Raw genomic sequence first — 13896 nt, 5'->3', positions numbered from 1 at the left:
GCAGGTACGGCGCGGTGCAAGGGCGAAGCCCACGGCAACGGTCAGGCACCCCTTACCAAGTCCACTGCCCGATCAGCACGTTGGACACGAACTTCACGCCGGGATAGGCGAGCGTCGCCAGCAGATAGACGATCAGCATCGTCCGCGCCGCCGTCCGCCCGCGCACGCCGGTACGGTATTCCGCCAGCAGCAGGATGCCGATCACCACGAAGGTCGCCAGCGACAGCAGGCTCTTGTGATCGGTGCGGAACAGCTGTCCCTGCTCGAAATACAAAACCGCCATGCCGGTGGCCAGACCCGCGCCCAGCACCACCTCCGACGCGATCAGCAGGCGCAGTTGAAGCCGCTCGCTCTCGGCCACCGGTGGCAAGAAGCGGCTGAGCGGGGTCGGCCGCTTGGTCTTCAACGCCCTCGTCTGCAGCACCGCGGCCAGCGACGCCACGGCGCTGAGCGTCAGCAGGGCATAGGTGAAGACCGACACCGCGATGTGCAGATCGATCCAAACGCCGGGGGCGTTGCCGCGCATGACCGGAGCCGGCGCATCCTCCGTCAGGGTGGCGAACAGGCAGACGACCAGCAGATAGGGCAGCAGCAGCGGCGCAAGCCTCCAGGCCGTGCCATGGAACAGGCTGAGCCCGATGAACAGCGCCATGCAGGCGGCGGTGGTCACCCAGAGGGCGGTGGAAAAGCCGGTGTGCCACTGCCCCGCGACCTGCAGGAGCGCCCAGATTCCGGGGCCGGCGGCGGCCAGCAGCAGGGCGCCCCAGAAGGACCAGCCGCGCCCGTCCGCCCCCTGCCCTGCGATGCGCCGGTAAGGATAGAAGGCGGCCGGCACCAGGGTCACCAGCGCCGTCAGGCTCAAGAGGATGTTCTGCGACATGGACCCGAACGCACTCCTGTCTTTCCGCCCCGACATGCCGCCCTGTCATGTGGCCCCGTCATGTGGCCATTGGCCCGCCGGGAACCGTCCGGCGATGAAACAGGCAGGCTCGGCACTTGGCGGAACCACGGCGACAGGCTAGGCTCCGCGACGTTTCCGTCAAGTGGCTATCATATCTTACGGTTTGCCTCATGCCCACCTGCATCGCGCCCACCTGCATCGCACTGATCGTCGCCGGTGGATCCGGCCAGCGGTTCGGAGCCGAACGGCCGAAGCAATATCTCGACCTTGCCAGGAAGCCGGTGCTGCGCCGCACGGTGGAGGCCTTCCTGCGCCATCCGCAGGTCGATGGCGTCCGTGTCGTCATCGACCCCGCCTGGCGCGACGCCTATGACGCCGCGGTCGCGGGGCTCGGCCTGCCCGATCCGGTGGCTGGCGGATCCAGCCGGCAGGACTCGGTGCGCAACGGGCTGGAGGCGCTGGCCGCCGACGGCGCCCCCAACCTTGTCCTGATCCATGATGCCGCCCGCCCCCTGATCGATGAGGCCACCATCGGCGCGGTGGTCGCCGCGCTGGACGAGCAGCCCGGCGCCATCGCCGCGGTGCCGGTGGCCGACACGCTGAAGCGTGGCAAGGACGGCGTAATCAGCGCGACGGTGGACCGCGAAGGGTTGTGGCGCGCGCAGACCCCGCAGGGCTTCCGCTTCCCCGCCATTCTGGAGGCGCACCGCGCCGCCGCCGGCCTGTCGCTGACCGACGATGCCGCGGTGGCGGAGCGCGCCGGGGTGGCCGTCGCCCTGGTGCCGTCCAAGGAGGACAATTTCAAGGTGACCACCCCCGACGACCTGACCCGTGCCACCCGCGCGATCATGAGCAGCCTGTGGGATATCCGCACCGGCAGCGGCTTCGATGTCCACCGCTTCACCGACGGCGACTTCGTGACGCTCTGCGGCCTGCGCGTGCCGCACGACCACGGGCTGGAAGGCCATTCCGATGCCGATGTCGGCCTGCATGCGCTGACCGATGCGATCCTTGGCGCGCTGGCCGCCGGCGACATCGGCAGCCACTTTCCGCCGACAGATCCGCGCTGGCGCGGGGCGGACAGCGCCAGGTTCCTCCGCCATGCCGCCGATCTGGTGGCGGAGCGCGGCGGCGTCATCGCCCATGCCGACGTGACCATCATCTGTGAGCGGCCCAAGGTCGGTCCCCACCGCGCCGCGATGGCGGAGCGGATTGCCGAAATTCTGGGCATCGAGATCGGGCGGGTCAGCGTCAAGGCGACCACCACCGAACAGCTGGGATTCACCGGCCGCCGGGAGGGCATCGCCGCGCAGGCGGTGGCGACCATCCGGCTTCCCGGCTAAGATCCTGCGACGCCACCAACCGGGAGAGGCCGTCATGTTTCCCGAATCCATCCGCGAGCTTGCCGCCCAGACGCTGGCTGAATACGGCCTTGCCGGCTACATGATCGCGACAGCCGAGTCCTGCACCGGCGGGCTGATCGCCGGCGCGCTGACCGACATCGCCGGGTCGTCCAAGGTGGTGGACCGTGGTTTCGTCACCTACACCAACATCGCCAAGACCGAGTTGCTGGGCGTTCCGGCCAGCCTGCTGCATGCCCATGGCGCCGTCAGCCCGGAGGTGGCGGTCGCGATGGCGGTGGGCGCGCTGGCGAAGTCGCGGGCAGACGTGACCGTGGCGGTGACGGGGATCGCCGGCCCCGGCGGCGCCACCGAGACCAAGCCGGTCGGCCGCGTCTATATCGCCACCGCGGTCCGCGGCGGTGCGGCCAAGGCCAAGGAATACACCTTCCCCGGCGACCGCGACGCCGTGCGGATGGCGACCGTTCAAGCGGCGTTGGAGCGGTTGCGGCTTGCCCGCCCGAACGGAAGCCTGCGCTGAAGAAACGTCTGCAAGCTCTTCACACAAAGGGGAAAGGTTCGATGCCGACCATCAATATCCAGCTTTTCGAAGGCCGCACGATCGAGCAGAAGCGCGAATACGCCAAGGCGCTGACCGAGGCCACCGTCAAGGTGCTCGGCTGCTCGCCCTCGGCGGTGGACATCATCTTCCAGGACGTGAAGAAGAGCGACTGGGCCAGCGGCGGGGAGTTGTGGTCGGACAAGACCTGACCCGCCCGCCCTGACCCAAGCTTCTACCATCTGGCCCGCAGGGCGTCACGCCGGTTGCGTCGCCCTGCCCGGTCCATACAGTTGTGCCGCCCGCGTCTCGAAGGCCTGCACCATGCGGCGCACCGCCTCGTTGAACAGCAGGCCCATGATCTTCTGCAGCATCTTCGAGCGGAATTCGAAATCGACGAAGAAGTCGACGCAGCAGCCGCCGGGATGTTCGCTGAAGATCCAGTGGTTGTTCAGGTACTGGAACGGACCGTCGGTGTATTGCACGTCGATCCGGCAAGCGGATTCGCTCAGTTCCACCCGCGAGGTGAAGCGTTCGCGGACCATCTTGAAACCGATGATCAGGTCCGCGAACATGACGTTGCCTTCGCGCTTGCGGATGCGGGCCGCCAGGCACCAGGGCAGAAACTCCGGATACTTCTCCACATCGGCGACAAGGTCGTACATCTGCCGGGGGGTGTAGGGAAGAACCTTCTTTTCCGCGTGCGTGGGCATGCCCGTACCATATCCTTTCTTATTGAGCCGCCTGCATCAGGCGGCCGCGACCCCCAGCTTGCGCAGCCGGGCTTCGCGCAGCTTCTCGAAATCGGCGCCCGCATGATAGGACGAGCGCGTCAGCGGCGACGAGGCCACCAGCAGGAAGCCCTTGCCGCGGCCGACAGTGGAATAACCGTCGAACTCCTCGGGAGTCACGAAGCGATCCACCGCCGCATGCTTGGGCGTGGGCTGGAGATACTGCCCAATCGTCAGAAAGTCCACATCGGCAGAGCGCAGATCGTCCATCACCTGCCCGATCTCCTCCTTGGTCTCCCCCAGCCCGACCATCAGGCCGGACTTGGTGAAGATCGTCGGATCCAGCTCCTTCACCCGCGCCAGCAACTGCAGCGAGGCGAAATAGCGGGCACCCGGACGGATGTTGGGGTAGAGGCGCGGAACCGTCTCCAGATTGTGGTTGAAGACATCGGGCTTGGCCTCCACCACCACCTCGACCGCACCCTTCTTCTTCTGGAAGTCGGGGGTCAGGATTTCGATGGTCGTCGTCGGCGACGCGGCACGGACGGCGCGGATGGTGCGGGCGAAATGCTCGGCACCGCCGTCGGCCAGATCGTCGCGGTCGACGGAGGTGATGACGACGTGGCTGAGCTTCAGCTTGCCGACCGCCTCGGCCACATTGTCGGGCTCATGCGGGTCCAGCAGGTCCGGGCGCCCGGTCTCGACGTTGCAGAAGGCGCAGCCGCGCGTGCAGATGGAGCCCAGGATCATGAAGGTGGCGTGCTTGTGCTTCCAGCACTCCCCGATGTTCGGGCAGGCGGCCTCTTCGCACACGGTGTTCAGCTTCAGCCCGCGCATCAACTGGCGGGTCTCGTTGTATTCCTGGCTCATCGGCGCCTTGACCCGGATCCAGGCCGGTTTGCGCTGGATCGGGTTGTCGGGCTTATGGGCCTTCTCGGGGTGGCGCAGCTTCTCGGTCTGGTCGACGAGGGTCATGGTCTAAAGCTCCCGATGGCCGACGCGATGCCCCGGCCCCGACAATAGGTGCGATGAGGATGTCAAACCCGCCATTCCGGCGGAAACAGCTCGGCCGGATAGGCCGGATCGAGTGCCTGGTCAAGCGTGAAAGGCGGTTCGACCGGGAAATGGCCGTCAGGGGTATCCGCCTCGACGGCGGCCCGCAGGCGGGCGCGACGATAAACCTTGTCGCAGATGGACTCGCAGAACGGCCGCAGGCTGGGGCTCGCGGCGATCTCCTCGATCAGCTTTTCCCGCTGCTCCCGGATGGTCAGCCTCCAGCCCCGCTCGCAACGTTCCCGCAGATCGGGACAGTACAGCCATTTCAGCAGATGCACGAACAGCACGGTCAGCCGGCTGTCGATCTCGGACTTCTGGCTGCGGCCCATGCACTCGATCTCCTCGGCGACGTTCTCCCAGTCGACCGGGGCGTTGTTCCGCTCGGCGCCGGCACGTCGAAGCTCCTGCGCCTGGGCTTGGGTCCAGGCGTAGAAATCCTCGTCATAAGCGGCGCTGCTGCGGTCCATGGCTCCGTCCAAAGGGAGAAAACGTCACCTCGGAAAATCTTATTTAAAAGTGGATCGCCCGGCCATAGGCATCAAGGACCGACTCATGCATCATTTCCGACAGGGTCGGATGCGGGAACACCGCGTGCATCAGCTCGGCCTCGGTCAGCTCCGACGACTTGGCGATGCCGTAGCCCTGGATCAGCTCGGTCACTTCCGCGCCGATCATGTGGGCGCCCAGCATCTCGCCGGTCTTGGCGTCGAAGATGGTCTTGATCAGGCCTTCCGGTTCGCCGAGTGCGATGGCCTTGCCGTTGCCGACGAAGGGGAAGCGGCCGACCTTGATCTCGTAGCCGGCTTCCTTGGCCTTCTTCTCCGTCAGGCCGACCGACGCGATCTGCGGGTGCGAGTAGGTGCAGCCCGGGATGTTGCGGACGTCCAGCGCATGCGGGTGCTTGCCGGCGATGTGCTCGGCCACGATCACGCCCTCGTGGCTGGCCTTGTGGGCGAGCCAGGGGGCGCCGGTCACGTCGCCGATGGCGTACACGCCCGGCTCGTCCGTTTCGCACATCGGGTTGGTCTGGATATGGCCGCGGTCGGTCTTGACCTTGGTGTTTTCCAGGCCGAGCCCCTCGGTGTTCGGGCTGATGCCGACGGCGACGATGACGCGGTCGACCGTGATGTCCTCGGTCTTGCCGCCGGCCTCCACGGCCACGGTCACGCTGTCGGCGGCCTTGCGCAGGTTGCCGGCCTTGGCGCCGGTGATGATGCGCATGCCCTGCTTTTCGAAGGCTTTCCGGGCCATTGCGGAGATTTCCTCATCCTCCACCGGAAGGATGCGGTCCATCACCTCGACCACGGTAACCTTGGCGCCCAGGGCATTGTAGAAGCTGGCAAATTCGATGCCGATGGCACCGGACCCGATGACCAGCAGCGACTTCGGCATGGCGTCCGGGGTCATCGCCTTGCGATAGGTCCAGACCAGCTTGCCGTCATCCTCCAGGCCCGGCAGCGTGCGGGCGCGGGCACCGGTGGCGATGATGATGTGCTTGGCGCCGAAGGTGCCGACCGGGGCGTCGCCCTTGGAGACCGCCACCTGACCCTTGCCGATCAGCTTGGCGGAGCCTTCGATCACCGCGACCTTGTTCTTCTTCAGCAGGTGCTTGACGCCGCCGTTCAGCTGGCCCGCGACCTTGCGCGAGCGGGCGACGACCTTGTCCAGGTCGAAGGACGGGTTCTGGATGACCAGGCCATAGTCGGCAGCGTGCTTGGCGAGATGCAGCACCTCGGCCGAGCGCAGCAGCGCCTTGGTCGGGATGCAGCCCCAGTTCAGGCAGATGCCGCCCAGGTTTTCACGCTCGATGACCGCGGTGTGCAGGCCCAGCTGCGCGGCGCGGATCGCCGCCACGTAGCCGCCCGGCCCGCCGCCGATGACGATGACGTCGTAATTCATGTCGGCCAAGGGTGTTCTCCCAATTCAGGAGCGAGGCGCATCCTCGCGGCCGGCGGCAAAGATGCCTTCCTCGACCCGGCACGCCTCGTCGATGATCGTCTGGTACAGGGTGGCCATGAAGTCCGGATCCAGGCCGTAGGCCAAGCCCGCCTCGGCCGCCCGCCGTTTCACCGCTTCGACGCGGTCGGGCAGGACGGCCGGCAGGTTCTCCGCCATCTTCACCGCTGCGACGCGGTGGACGACGGACAGGCGCTTGCCCAGCAGCGCGACGATCTCGTCGTCGATGGCGTCGATTTCGGCGCGGAGCGGGGCAAGGCTTTTCGACATGGATCCGGTCCTCAAACCGTCAGAGCAGCATCGAGAGCGGATCCTCGAGCAGCTTCTTCACCGCTCCGAGGAATTCCGCACCGACGGCGCCATCGGCGACGCGGTGGTCGAAGGTGCCGGTCAGGCTCATCACCGTTGCGATGGCCAGAGCGCCGTCCTTCACCACCGGGCGCTGCTCGCTGGCGCCGATCGCCAGGATGCAGGCCTGCGGCGGGTTGATGATCGCCTGGAACTGCTTGATCCCCATCATGCCCAGGTTGGAGATGGAAATCGTGCCGCCCTGATACTCTTCCGGCTTCAGCGCGTTGTCGCGCGCCTTCTTGGCCAGCGCCTTCATCTCGTTGGAGATGTCGGCCAGACCCTTGGTTTCCGCCTTCTTGACGATCGGGGTGATCAGCCCGGTCGGGGTGGCGACGGCAACCGAGATGTCGGCATGCTGGAACTGCAGCATCGCCTCGTCGGTCCAGGCGGCGTTCAGCGCCGGAACCTTCTTCAGCGCCAGCGCCACGGCGCGGATGATGAAGTCGTTCACCGACAGCTTGTAGGCGTCGGACCGGCCGTTCAGCTCGGCGCGGACCTTCATCAGCGCATCGATCTCGACATCCACCGTCAGGAAGTAGTCGGGAACCGTGCGCTTCACCTCGCCCAGGCGCTTGGCGATGGTCTTCCGCATGCCGCTGTTCGGCACGGCGGTGTAGGCCATGCCCAGCTTGTCGGCGAGCGCCTTGGCGTCCACACCCTCGGCCTTCGCCGGGGCCGCAGCCGCGGCGGGAGCCGGAGCGGCGGCGGCCGGCGCGGGAGCCGCCGCGGGAGCGGCAGCGGCCTTGGCCGGACCGGCGGCCTTGGCGGCTTCGACGTCGGCCTTGACGATGCGGCCGTGCGGGCCGGTGCCCTTGACGGTCTTCAGGTCGACGCCGGCCTGTTCGGCGATGCGGCGGGCCAGCGGGCTGGCGAACACGCGCTCACCGGAAGCCGCCTGCGCCGGAGCGGCGGCGGGGGCCGGAGCCGCAGCCGGAGCCGCAGCGGTCGGAGCGGGAGCCGCAGCCGGAGCGGCGGCAGCCGCCGGGGCGGGAGCGGAGCCGGCCGAGGCCAGCGCGCTCTCGTCCTCGCCCTCTTCCAGCAGGATGGCGATGGGGGTGTTCACCGCCACGCCCTGGCTGCCGGCCGGGATCAGGATCTTGCCGATGCGGCCTTCATCGACCGCTTCGACTTCCATGGTGGCCTTGTCGGTCTCGATCTCGGCGAGCACGTCGCCGGACTTCACCGTGTCGCCTTCCTTCTTCAGCCACTTGGCGAGGTTGCCCTCGGTCATCGTGGGCGAGAGGGCGGGCATCAGAATCTGAACGGTCATCCTATCAGCCCTCCTCTCAGCGATAGCAGGCTTGCTTGGCGGCCTTGACGATGTCGGCGACCTGCGGCAGCGCCAGCTTTTCCAGGTTGGCGGCGTAGGGCATCGGCACGTCCAGGCCGGCCACGCGGGCCACCGGCGCGTCGAGATAGTCGAACGCCTGCTCCATCATCAGCGCGCACATTTCCGAACCGATGCCGGCGAAGGGCCAGCCTTCCTCGACGGAGACGAGGCGGTTGGTCTTCTTGACGCTGTTGACGATGGTGGCGGTGTCCAGCGGACGGATCGTGCGCAGGTTGATGACCTCCGCGTCGATGCCTTCCTTCGCCAGCTCCTCGGCGGCGGCCAGCGCATGGCCGACCATGATCGAGAAGGCGGTGATCGTCACGTCCTTGCCCTGACGCTCGATCTTGGCCTTGCCGATCGGCAGGACGAATTCCTCGTCCTCGGGAACCTCGAAGCTCTGGCCGTAGAGGATCTCGTTCTCGAGGAAGACGACCGGGTTCGGATCGCGGATCGCCGCCTTCAGCAGGCCCTTGGCGTCGGACGCCGACCAGGGGGAGACCACCTTCAGGCCCGGGCAATGCGCATACCACGAGGCATAGCACTGCGAATGCTGGGCGGCGACGCGGGCGGCGGCGCCGTTCGGGCCGCGGAAGACGATCGGGCTGCCCATCTGGCCGCCGGACATGTAGAGCGTCTTGGCGGCGGAGTTGATGATGTGGTCGATCGCCTGCATGGCGAAGTTGAAGGTCATGAACTCGACGATCGGCTTCAGCCCCTTGAAGGAGGCGCCGACGCCAAGACCGGCGAAGCCGATCTCGGTGATGGGCGTGTCGATGACGCGACGCTCGCCGAACTCCTGCAACAGGCCCTGGGTCACCTTGTAGGCGCCCTGGTACTGCGCGACCTCCTCGCCCATGACGAAAACCTTGTCGTCACGGCGCATTTCCTCGGCCATCGCGTCGCGCAGGGCTTCGCGGACCGTCTTCTTCACCGTCTTGGCGAAGAACTTGTCCTCGTCCGAGTCCGGAGCCGACACCGGGGCGGCCGGCACGGTGGGTGCCTGGGTGGGAGCCGGAGCAGCGGCCTGCACCGCCGACGGGGCGGCCTTGGTCTCTTCGGAAGCCGGGACGGCGTTGGTCGGGCCGGCGACGGTCGGCTTGTTGCCGCCTTCGCGCAGCGCGCTCTCGTCCTCGCCCTCTTCCAGCAGCATGGCGATGGGAGTGTTCACCGCGACGTTGTCGGTGCCTTCCGGCACCAGGATCTTGCCGACGCGGCCTTCATCGACCGCTTCGACTTCCATGGTGGCCTTGTCGGTCTCGATCTCGGCGAGCACGTCGCCGGACTTCACCGCGTCGCCTTCCTTCTTGAGCCATTTCGCCAGCTTGCCCTCGGTCATGGTGGGCGACAGGGCCGGCATCAGCACTTCGATCGGCATTCCTCAACCTCCGGCGGCGCGGGGGAACCCGGTTGCCGCTCCCAATCTGGGGGCAACCCGTTCCGGTCGGCGCCGCTCCTGCTTTTCGTTGACGTCAGGACCAGACGGTGGATTCGACGATCAGGTCTCGACCAGGATGTCGGTCCACAGTTCCGACGGATCGGGCTCGGGGCTCTGCTGCGCGAACTCGGCCGATTCGGTGACGATCGCCTTCACCGCGCGATCGATCTCCTTCAGCTTGTCCTCGTCGGCATGGCCGCCGCCCAGCAGCTTGGCCTTCAGCTGGTCGATGGGATCGGATTCCGACCGCATCTTCTCGACCTCCTCCTTCGTCCGGTACTTGGCCGGATCGGACATGGAGTGGCCGCGGTAGCGGTAGGTCTTCATCTCAAGGATGACCGGGCCGTTGCCTTCGCGGATGTAGTTCACCCACTGGTCGGCGGCGGCCTTCACCTCGAGCACGTCCATCCCGTTGACCTGATAGCCGGGGATGCCGTAGGCGGCGCCGCGCTGGTGCAGTTCACCGGCCGAGGCGCGCTCCTGCGAGGTGCCCATGGCGTACTTGTTGTTCTCGATGACGAACAGCACCGGCAGCTTCCAAAGAGCCGCCATGTTGAAGCTCTCGTACACCTGGCCCTGGTTGATGGCGCCGTCGCCGCAATAGACCGCGGACACGCCGCCGTCATTGAGGTACTTGTGCGCGAAGGCCAGACCGGTGCCGAGCGGAACCTGCCCGCCGACGATGCCGTGGCCGCCGTAGAAGTTCTTCTCGCGGCTGAACATGTGCATCGAGCCGCCCTTGCCCTTGGAGTAGCCTCCGATGCGGCCGGTCAGCTCGGCCATCACGCCATTGGCCTCCATGCCGCAGGCCAGCATGTGGCCGTGGTCACGGTAGCTGGTGATGACGGTGTCACCCTGCTTCAGGGCGGCCTGCACGCCGACCACGACGGCTTCCTGGCCGATGTAGAGATGGCAGAAGCCGCCGATCAGGCCCATGCCGTACAGCTGGCCCGCCTTCTCTTCGAAGCGGCGGATCAGCAGCATCTCGCGGTAGTAATGAAGAAGCTCTTCGGAAGAGACGGCTTGAGCGGGCGCGGTGTCGGTCTGCGCCTTGGTCGGACGGCGTCGGGACGCGGCCATGATTCCTCCCCAGGGTTCACGCGGCAATGGGCCTTAAACAACCCTTGCCGCCACGCGTTGCGGGCATGCGAGAGCCCGCACCGGAAGCGAATATGGCGCGCACACTACACGAGCTTTTTGGCCCGCGCAAATGCCTGTTTTTGCAGCGCTATTTTCGATTAACCGGATTCCGGTTAATCGGCTGATTTCCCCTTACTTATGCACCGGGGACCCTTCCGGCTCGACCAGCTTGGGCAGCTTGACGATGACGTCGCGCGGGTTGGAGAAGTTCAGCATCAGCCGCGCCCGCTCCTCCAGCATGTCGCGGTCGAGCCCGTCGCCGCGCAGAAGCTGGGCGCGCCGTTCCATCTCCTCCCGTTCGGTGCGGAGCTGGTTCAGGACCTCTTCGGCCTGGGCGATCTCCCCCTGGATCTGCTTCATCGCCACCAGCCCGCGATCGCCATGGATCGCGTAGTAGGCGAAGTAGGCGACCACGCAGGCGCACAGCGCCGGCATGATGGCTTGGCGGATCGCGCTCTTGGCAGCGCGGGCGAGCGTGTCGGTGAAGTCGGCGATCATCGTCATGGTGGTTGGATGGAATCACAGCGACTTTCCACCGGTCAAACGAAAAAGATGGAACAGCCAAGTCGCAAAAGTGTCGTGTTCTTTGCGCAACCCAGTAATGGGTACCGGCCACGCCTGCGCCACAAGTTGTCAGAACGTTCCGTGAAAGTTCTCCGCGCCCCCCGGTAGGATATTCCGGCCGCCCCTCCGGTGCGCCCTGCCCCGCCGTCGGACGGCACCCACTCGACATAGTGCTAAGGACGGATGGAATGAAACCGGCGGTGGCGTGTTTGGACCCACACGGCGTTGCCGGAGCCGTGCCGGGTCAGCGAATGCGCTTCCGGTTGCCGGCTTCCAGGGCGGCGCCGCCCAATGGCTGAGGAGACGCACTCCATGCGCAGCAAGTTTCTGATCGCGGCCCTTCCCGCCCTGCTTCTGGGGCTGGCGGCTTGCGACGACCAAAACGCCCAGAACTCCAACGCGGCGAACCAGACCAGCCCGACCACCAGCAGCGGGTCCAGCAGCGGTTCAACCACGGTTCCGCCGCCCTCCACCGGCGTTCCGGTTCAAGGCGGAACCTCCGGCAACTCGATGAACGACAGCAGCGGCGCCACCACCACGGTGCCGGGCGGCTCCACGGCCGGCGGATCTGCCGGCGGCGGCGCCAGCACCGGCGGCTCGGCAACCCCGTCCGGCGGCCAGTAAGTTCCGGCGGTCAGGTCAGCAAGCCTGCGGAACATCCCCTCTCCCGCGGTGGGAGAGGGGATGTTCCGACTGCCGGACAGAGTCACACATCGACCACCCGCCGCCCTTCCGCGGGGGCACCGGTGCTGCCCGGTTCGAAGGCGATGCCCTTTACCAGCGCCACTACGGGGCGGCCGGGCGTCAGGTCCAACTCCCGAACGGCCGCGCGGGTGATGCGCGCGATCAGGAATGAACCGCCGACCGCCAGCCGCACGTCGGCGGAGGATGGTCCCGACTCGGCGACTTCCACAACCGTCGCCGCCAGCGCGTTGCGCACGCTCACGCCGACCGGCTGCTGCAAGGCGACGATGACGTCACGGGCATGGATGTGCAGGCGCACCGAGGCGCCTGGCGCACGCTCCACCCGCGGCACGGTCAGATGCCCGCCGTCGAAGGCCAGCACGGTCAGGCCGTCGTCCGGGATATGGCGCTCCACCGTCAGGTCCAGCACCGCGCCGGCATCCTGCGCACCGGTCACCGCCGACAGGTCGAGCCGGCCCATCACCGTGCCCACCGGCCCGACGGCGCGCACCCTGCCCTCCCCGATCAGCACCATCGTCGTGGCGAGGCGCACAACCTCGTCCAGCGCGTGGCTGACCATGACGATGGGGATGTTCATCTCGTCGCGCAGACGCTCGATGTAGGGCATGATCTCCGCCTTGCGGGCGGCGTCGAGCGAGGCCATCGGCTCGTCCATCAGCAGCAGGCGCGGCTGAGCCAGCAGGGCGCGCCCGAAGGCTACCCGCTGCTTCTCCCCGCCCGAAAGCCCGCGCGGACGGCGGTCCAGCAGATGGCCCAACCCCAGCAGTTCCACGACCGGGCCGAAGGCGATGCGGCGATCCGCGGCCGGCACCCGGCGCAGGCCGAATTCCAGATTGCTGCGCACGGTCATGTGCGGGAACAGGCGCGCATCCTGGAAGACATAGCCGATGCGCCGCCTTTCCACCGGCACGTCGATACGCCGCGCACTGTCGAAGAACACCGTATCGGCGATGCGGATATGGCCGGCGTCGGGCCGCGTCAGCCCGGCGATGGCGTTGATGACGGAGGTCTTGCCGGACCCCGAACGGCCGAACAGGGCCGTCACCCCGCGCTCTTCCGCGGTGAAGGCGATGTCGAGCGTGAAGGCGCCCAGCGTCTGGCGGATCGAAAGGTCAAGCATGGTCACGTCTGCCCGATCAGCCGCCGGACACGGTGCGCCAGGAACTCCGACAGCATCAGTGCGACCAGGGCGACGCCGAAGGATATGGCCGCGAGCCGCGCCGCCACCGCGTCGCCGCCCGGTTCCTGGGTGGCGGCATAGATCGCCAGCGGCAGGGTCTGCGTCTGGCCGGGAATGTTGGAGACGAAGGTGATGACCGCCCCGAACTCGCCCATCGCCGCCGCGAAGGCGACGATGGCGCCGGACAGCAGGCCGGGGGCCATCAGAGGCAGCAGAATGGTGAAGAAGCGGTCGACCGGACCGGCGCCCAGCGTGCGCGCCGCCGCCTCCAGCCCGCCGTCGATCGCCTCCACCGACAGGCGGATCGCCCGCACCATCAGCGGGAAGGACGTCACGGCGACCGCCAGCGACGCACCTTCCGCCGTGAAGATCAGCTTGATGCCGAAGGTCTGGTACAGCCAGCCGCCGACCACCCCCTTGGTCCCCATCGTCACCAGCAGGATATAGCCGGTGACCACCGGCGGCAGGACCAGCGGCAGATGGACCAGCCCATCGACCAGCGTCTTGCCCGGAAAGGAATAGCGCCCGAGCACCCAGGCGGCGAGCACGGCAACCGGCAACCCCAACGCGATAGCGACGCCTGCGACACGCAGGCTCAGCAGCAACGCGGTGGTCTCCATCGGCGTCAGGATATCCATGCCGCAG

General features: G+C 67.2%; 16 protein-coding genes. 4 read left to right on the top strand and 12 right to left on the bottom strand.

Features of this window, described 5'->3' with window-relative positions:
* Positions 1-52: 52 nt before the first annotated feature.
* Positions 53-880, bottom strand: a complete 828-nt coding sequence (locus ACWPKK_RS05800; RefSeq protein ID WP_324872004.1) for a cytochrome C assembly family protein — start codon at positions 878-880, stop codon at positions 53-55.
* A 191-nt stretch (positions 881-1071) separates the two neighbouring features.
* On the opposite strand from ACWPKK_RS05800, the gene ACWPKK_RS05795 reads away from it, so the two are divergent.
* Genes ACWPKK_RS05795 through ACWPKK_RS05785 form a run of 3 tightly spaced genes read left to right on the top strand, consistent with a single transcriptional unit; the run spans position 1072 to position 3012 of the window.
* Positions 1072-2244 (top strand): bifunctional 2-C-methyl-D-erythritol 4-phosphate cytidylyltransferase/2-C-methyl-D-erythritol 2,4-cyclodiphosphate synthase, encoded by a 1173-nt coding sequence (locus ACWPKK_RS05795; protein ID WP_452001676.1) that lies wholly within the window; start codon positions 1072-1074, stop codon positions 2242-2244.
* A gap of 34 nt (positions 2245-2278) precedes the next feature.
* Positions 2279-2782 (top strand): CinA family protein, encoded by a 504-nt coding sequence (locus tag ACWPKK_RS05790; RefSeq protein ID WP_324872006.1) that lies wholly within the window; start codon positions 2279-2281, stop codon positions 2780-2782.
* A 41-nt stretch (positions 2783-2823) separates the two neighbouring features.
* Positions 2824-3012, top strand: coding sequence for a 4-oxalocrotonate tautomerase (locus ACWPKK_RS05785; protein WP_324872007.1), 189 nt, complete (start codon positions 2824-2826; stop codon positions 3010-3012).
* A 45-nt stretch (positions 3013-3057) separates the two neighbouring features.
* Here the strand turns inward: ACWPKK_RS05785 and ACWPKK_RS05780 are convergent, their stop codons facing one another.
* The 9 genes from ACWPKK_RS05780 to ACWPKK_RS05740 all read right to left on the bottom strand — a co-directional run bounded on the left by ACWPKK_RS05780 (position 3058) and on the right by ACWPKK_RS05740 (position 11306).
* Entirely contained in the window at positions 3058-3513 is a 456-nt protein-coding gene (locus tag ACWPKK_RS05780) for a type II toxin-antitoxin system RatA family toxin (protein ID WP_452001672.1), read from the bottom strand.
* Between the two features lie 36 nt (positions 3514-3549).
* On the bottom strand, positions 3550-4506 hold the full coding sequence (gene lipA, locus ACWPKK_RS05775; RefSeq protein WP_109085480.1) for a lipoyl synthase: 957 nt from the start codon (positions 4504-4506) through the stop codon (positions 3550-3552).
* A 62-nt stretch (positions 4507-4568) separates the two neighbouring features.
* Positions 4569-5054, bottom strand: a complete 486-nt coding sequence (locus tag ACWPKK_RS05770) for a DUF29 domain-containing protein (RefSeq protein ID WP_452001669.1) — start codon at positions 5052-5054, stop codon at positions 4569-4571.
* A gap of 43 nt (positions 5055-5097) precedes the next feature.
* Positions 5098-6495 (bottom strand): dihydrolipoyl dehydrogenase, encoded by a 1398-nt coding sequence (lpdA, locus tag ACWPKK_RS05765; RefSeq protein WP_452001666.1) that lies wholly within the window; start codon positions 6493-6495, stop codon positions 5098-5100.
* A 15-nt stretch (positions 6496-6510) separates the two neighbouring features.
* Positions 6511-6813 (bottom strand): chorismate mutase, encoded by a 303-nt coding sequence (locus ACWPKK_RS05760; protein WP_063634466.1) that lies wholly within the window; start codon positions 6811-6813, stop codon positions 6511-6513.
* A gap of 19 nt (positions 6814-6832) precedes the next feature.
* Positions 6833-8164: a pyruvate dehydrogenase complex dihydrolipoamide acetyltransferase gene (locus ACWPKK_RS05755; RefSeq protein ID WP_452001663.1), complete on the bottom strand. Its 1332-nt coding sequence runs from the start codon at positions 8162-8164 to the stop codon at positions 6833-6835.
* Positions 8165-8180: 16 nt separating this feature from the next.
* Positions 8181-9602, bottom strand: coding sequence for a pyruvate dehydrogenase complex E1 component subunit beta (locus ACWPKK_RS05750; protein ID WP_452001660.1), 1422 nt, complete (start codon positions 9600-9602; stop codon positions 8181-8183).
* 120 nt (positions 9603-9722) lie between these two features.
* Positions 9723-10742, bottom strand: coding sequence for a pyruvate dehydrogenase (acetyl-transferring) E1 component subunit alpha (gene pdhA / locus ACWPKK_RS05745; RefSeq protein ID WP_310113615.1), 1020 nt, complete (start codon positions 10740-10742; stop codon positions 9723-9725).
* A 192-nt stretch (positions 10743-10934) separates the two neighbouring features.
* Entirely contained in the window at positions 10935-11306 is a 372-nt protein-coding gene (locus ACWPKK_RS05740; RefSeq protein ID WP_452001654.1) for an FtsB family cell division protein, read from the bottom strand.
* A 372-nt stretch (positions 11307-11678) separates the two neighbouring features.
* On the opposite strand from ACWPKK_RS05740, the gene ACWPKK_RS05735 reads away from it, so the two are divergent.
* A complete protein-coding gene (locus tag ACWPKK_RS05735) occupies positions 11679-11990 on the top strand; it encodes a hypothetical protein (protein ID WP_452001651.1) in 312 nt (103 codons plus the stop codon).
* 82 nt (positions 11991-12072) lie between these two features.
* Here the strand turns inward: ACWPKK_RS05735 and modC are convergent, their stop codons facing one another.
* Positions 12073-13191 carry a molybdenum ABC transporter ATP-binding protein gene (modC, locus tag ACWPKK_RS05730; protein ID WP_452001649.1) on the bottom strand — a complete coding sequence of 373 codons (1119 nt, stop codon included), beginning with the start codon at positions 13189-13191 and terminating at the stop codon, positions 12073-12075.
* 2 nt (positions 13192-13193) lie between these two features.
* Positions 13194-13889 carry a molybdate ABC transporter permease subunit gene (gene modB, locus ACWPKK_RS05725; protein WP_452001646.1) on the bottom strand — a complete coding sequence of 232 codons (696 nt, stop codon included), beginning with the start codon at positions 13887-13889 and terminating at the stop codon, positions 13194-13196.
* Positions 13890-13896 lie beyond the last annotated feature (7 nt).

The sequence above is a fragment of the Azospirillum largimobile genome (genome assembly GCF_977007025.2).
This window is presented reverse-complemented; position numbering and strand designations above follow the sequence as displayed.

Bases quoted from the DNA above. Each gene is read 5' to 3' on its own strand.
- modC (WP_452001649.1), bottom strand. From the start codon at position 13,191: ATGCTTGACCTTTCGATCCGCCAGACGCTGGGCGCCTTCACGCTCGAC.
- ACWPKK_RS05735 (WP_452001651.1), top strand. From the start codon at position 11,679: ATGCGCAGCAAGTTTCTGATCGCGGCCCTTCCCGCCCTGCTTCTGGGG.
- ACWPKK_RS05755 (WP_452001663.1), bottom strand. From the start codon at position 8,164: ATGACCGTTCAGATTCTGATGCCCGCCCTCTCGCCCACGATGACCGAG.
- ACWPKK_RS05740 (WP_452001654.1), bottom strand. From the start codon at position 11,306: ATGACGATGATCGCCGACTTCACCGACACGCTCGCCCGCGCTGCCAAG.
- ACWPKK_RS05780 (WP_452001672.1), bottom strand. From the start codon at position 3,513: ATGCCCACGCACGCGGAAAAGAAGGTTCTTCCCTACACCCCCCGGCAG.
- modB (WP_452001646.1), bottom strand. From the start codon at position 13,889: ATGGATATCCTGACGCCGATGGAGACCACCGCGTTGCTGCTGAGCCTG.
- ACWPKK_RS05770 (WP_452001669.1), bottom strand. From the start codon at position 5,054: ATGGACCGCAGCAGCGCCGCTTATGACGAGGATTTCTACGCCTGGACC.
- ACWPKK_RS05760 (WP_063634466.1), bottom strand. From the start codon at position 6,813: ATGTCGAAAAGCCTTGCCCCGCTCCGCGCCGAAATCGACGCCATCGAC.
- lipA (WP_109085480.1), bottom strand. From the start codon at position 4,506: ATGACCCTCGTCGACCAGACCGAGAAGCTGCGCCACCCCGAGAAGGCC.
- ACWPKK_RS05785 (WP_324872007.1), top strand. From the start codon at position 2,824: ATGCCGACCATCAATATCCAGCTTTTCGAAGGCCGCACGATCGAGCAG.
- ACWPKK_RS05790 (WP_324872006.1), top strand. From the start codon at position 2,279: ATGTTTCCCGAATCCATCCGCGAGCTTGCCGCCCAGACGCTGGCTGAA.
- ACWPKK_RS05800 (WP_324872004.1), bottom strand. From the start codon at position 880: ATGTCGCAGAACATCCTCTTGAGCCTGACGGCGCTGGTGACCCTGGTG.
- ACWPKK_RS05750 (WP_452001660.1), bottom strand. From the start codon at position 9,602: ATGCCGATCGAAGTGCTGATGCCGGCCCTGTCGCCCACCATGACCGAG.
- pdhA (WP_310113615.1), bottom strand. From the start codon at position 10,742: ATGGCCGCGTCCCGACGCCGTCCGACCAAGGCGCAGACCGACACCGCG.
- ACWPKK_RS05795 (WP_452001676.1), top strand. From the start codon at position 1,072: ATGCCCACCTGCATCGCGCCCACCTGCATCGCACTGATCGTCGCCGGT.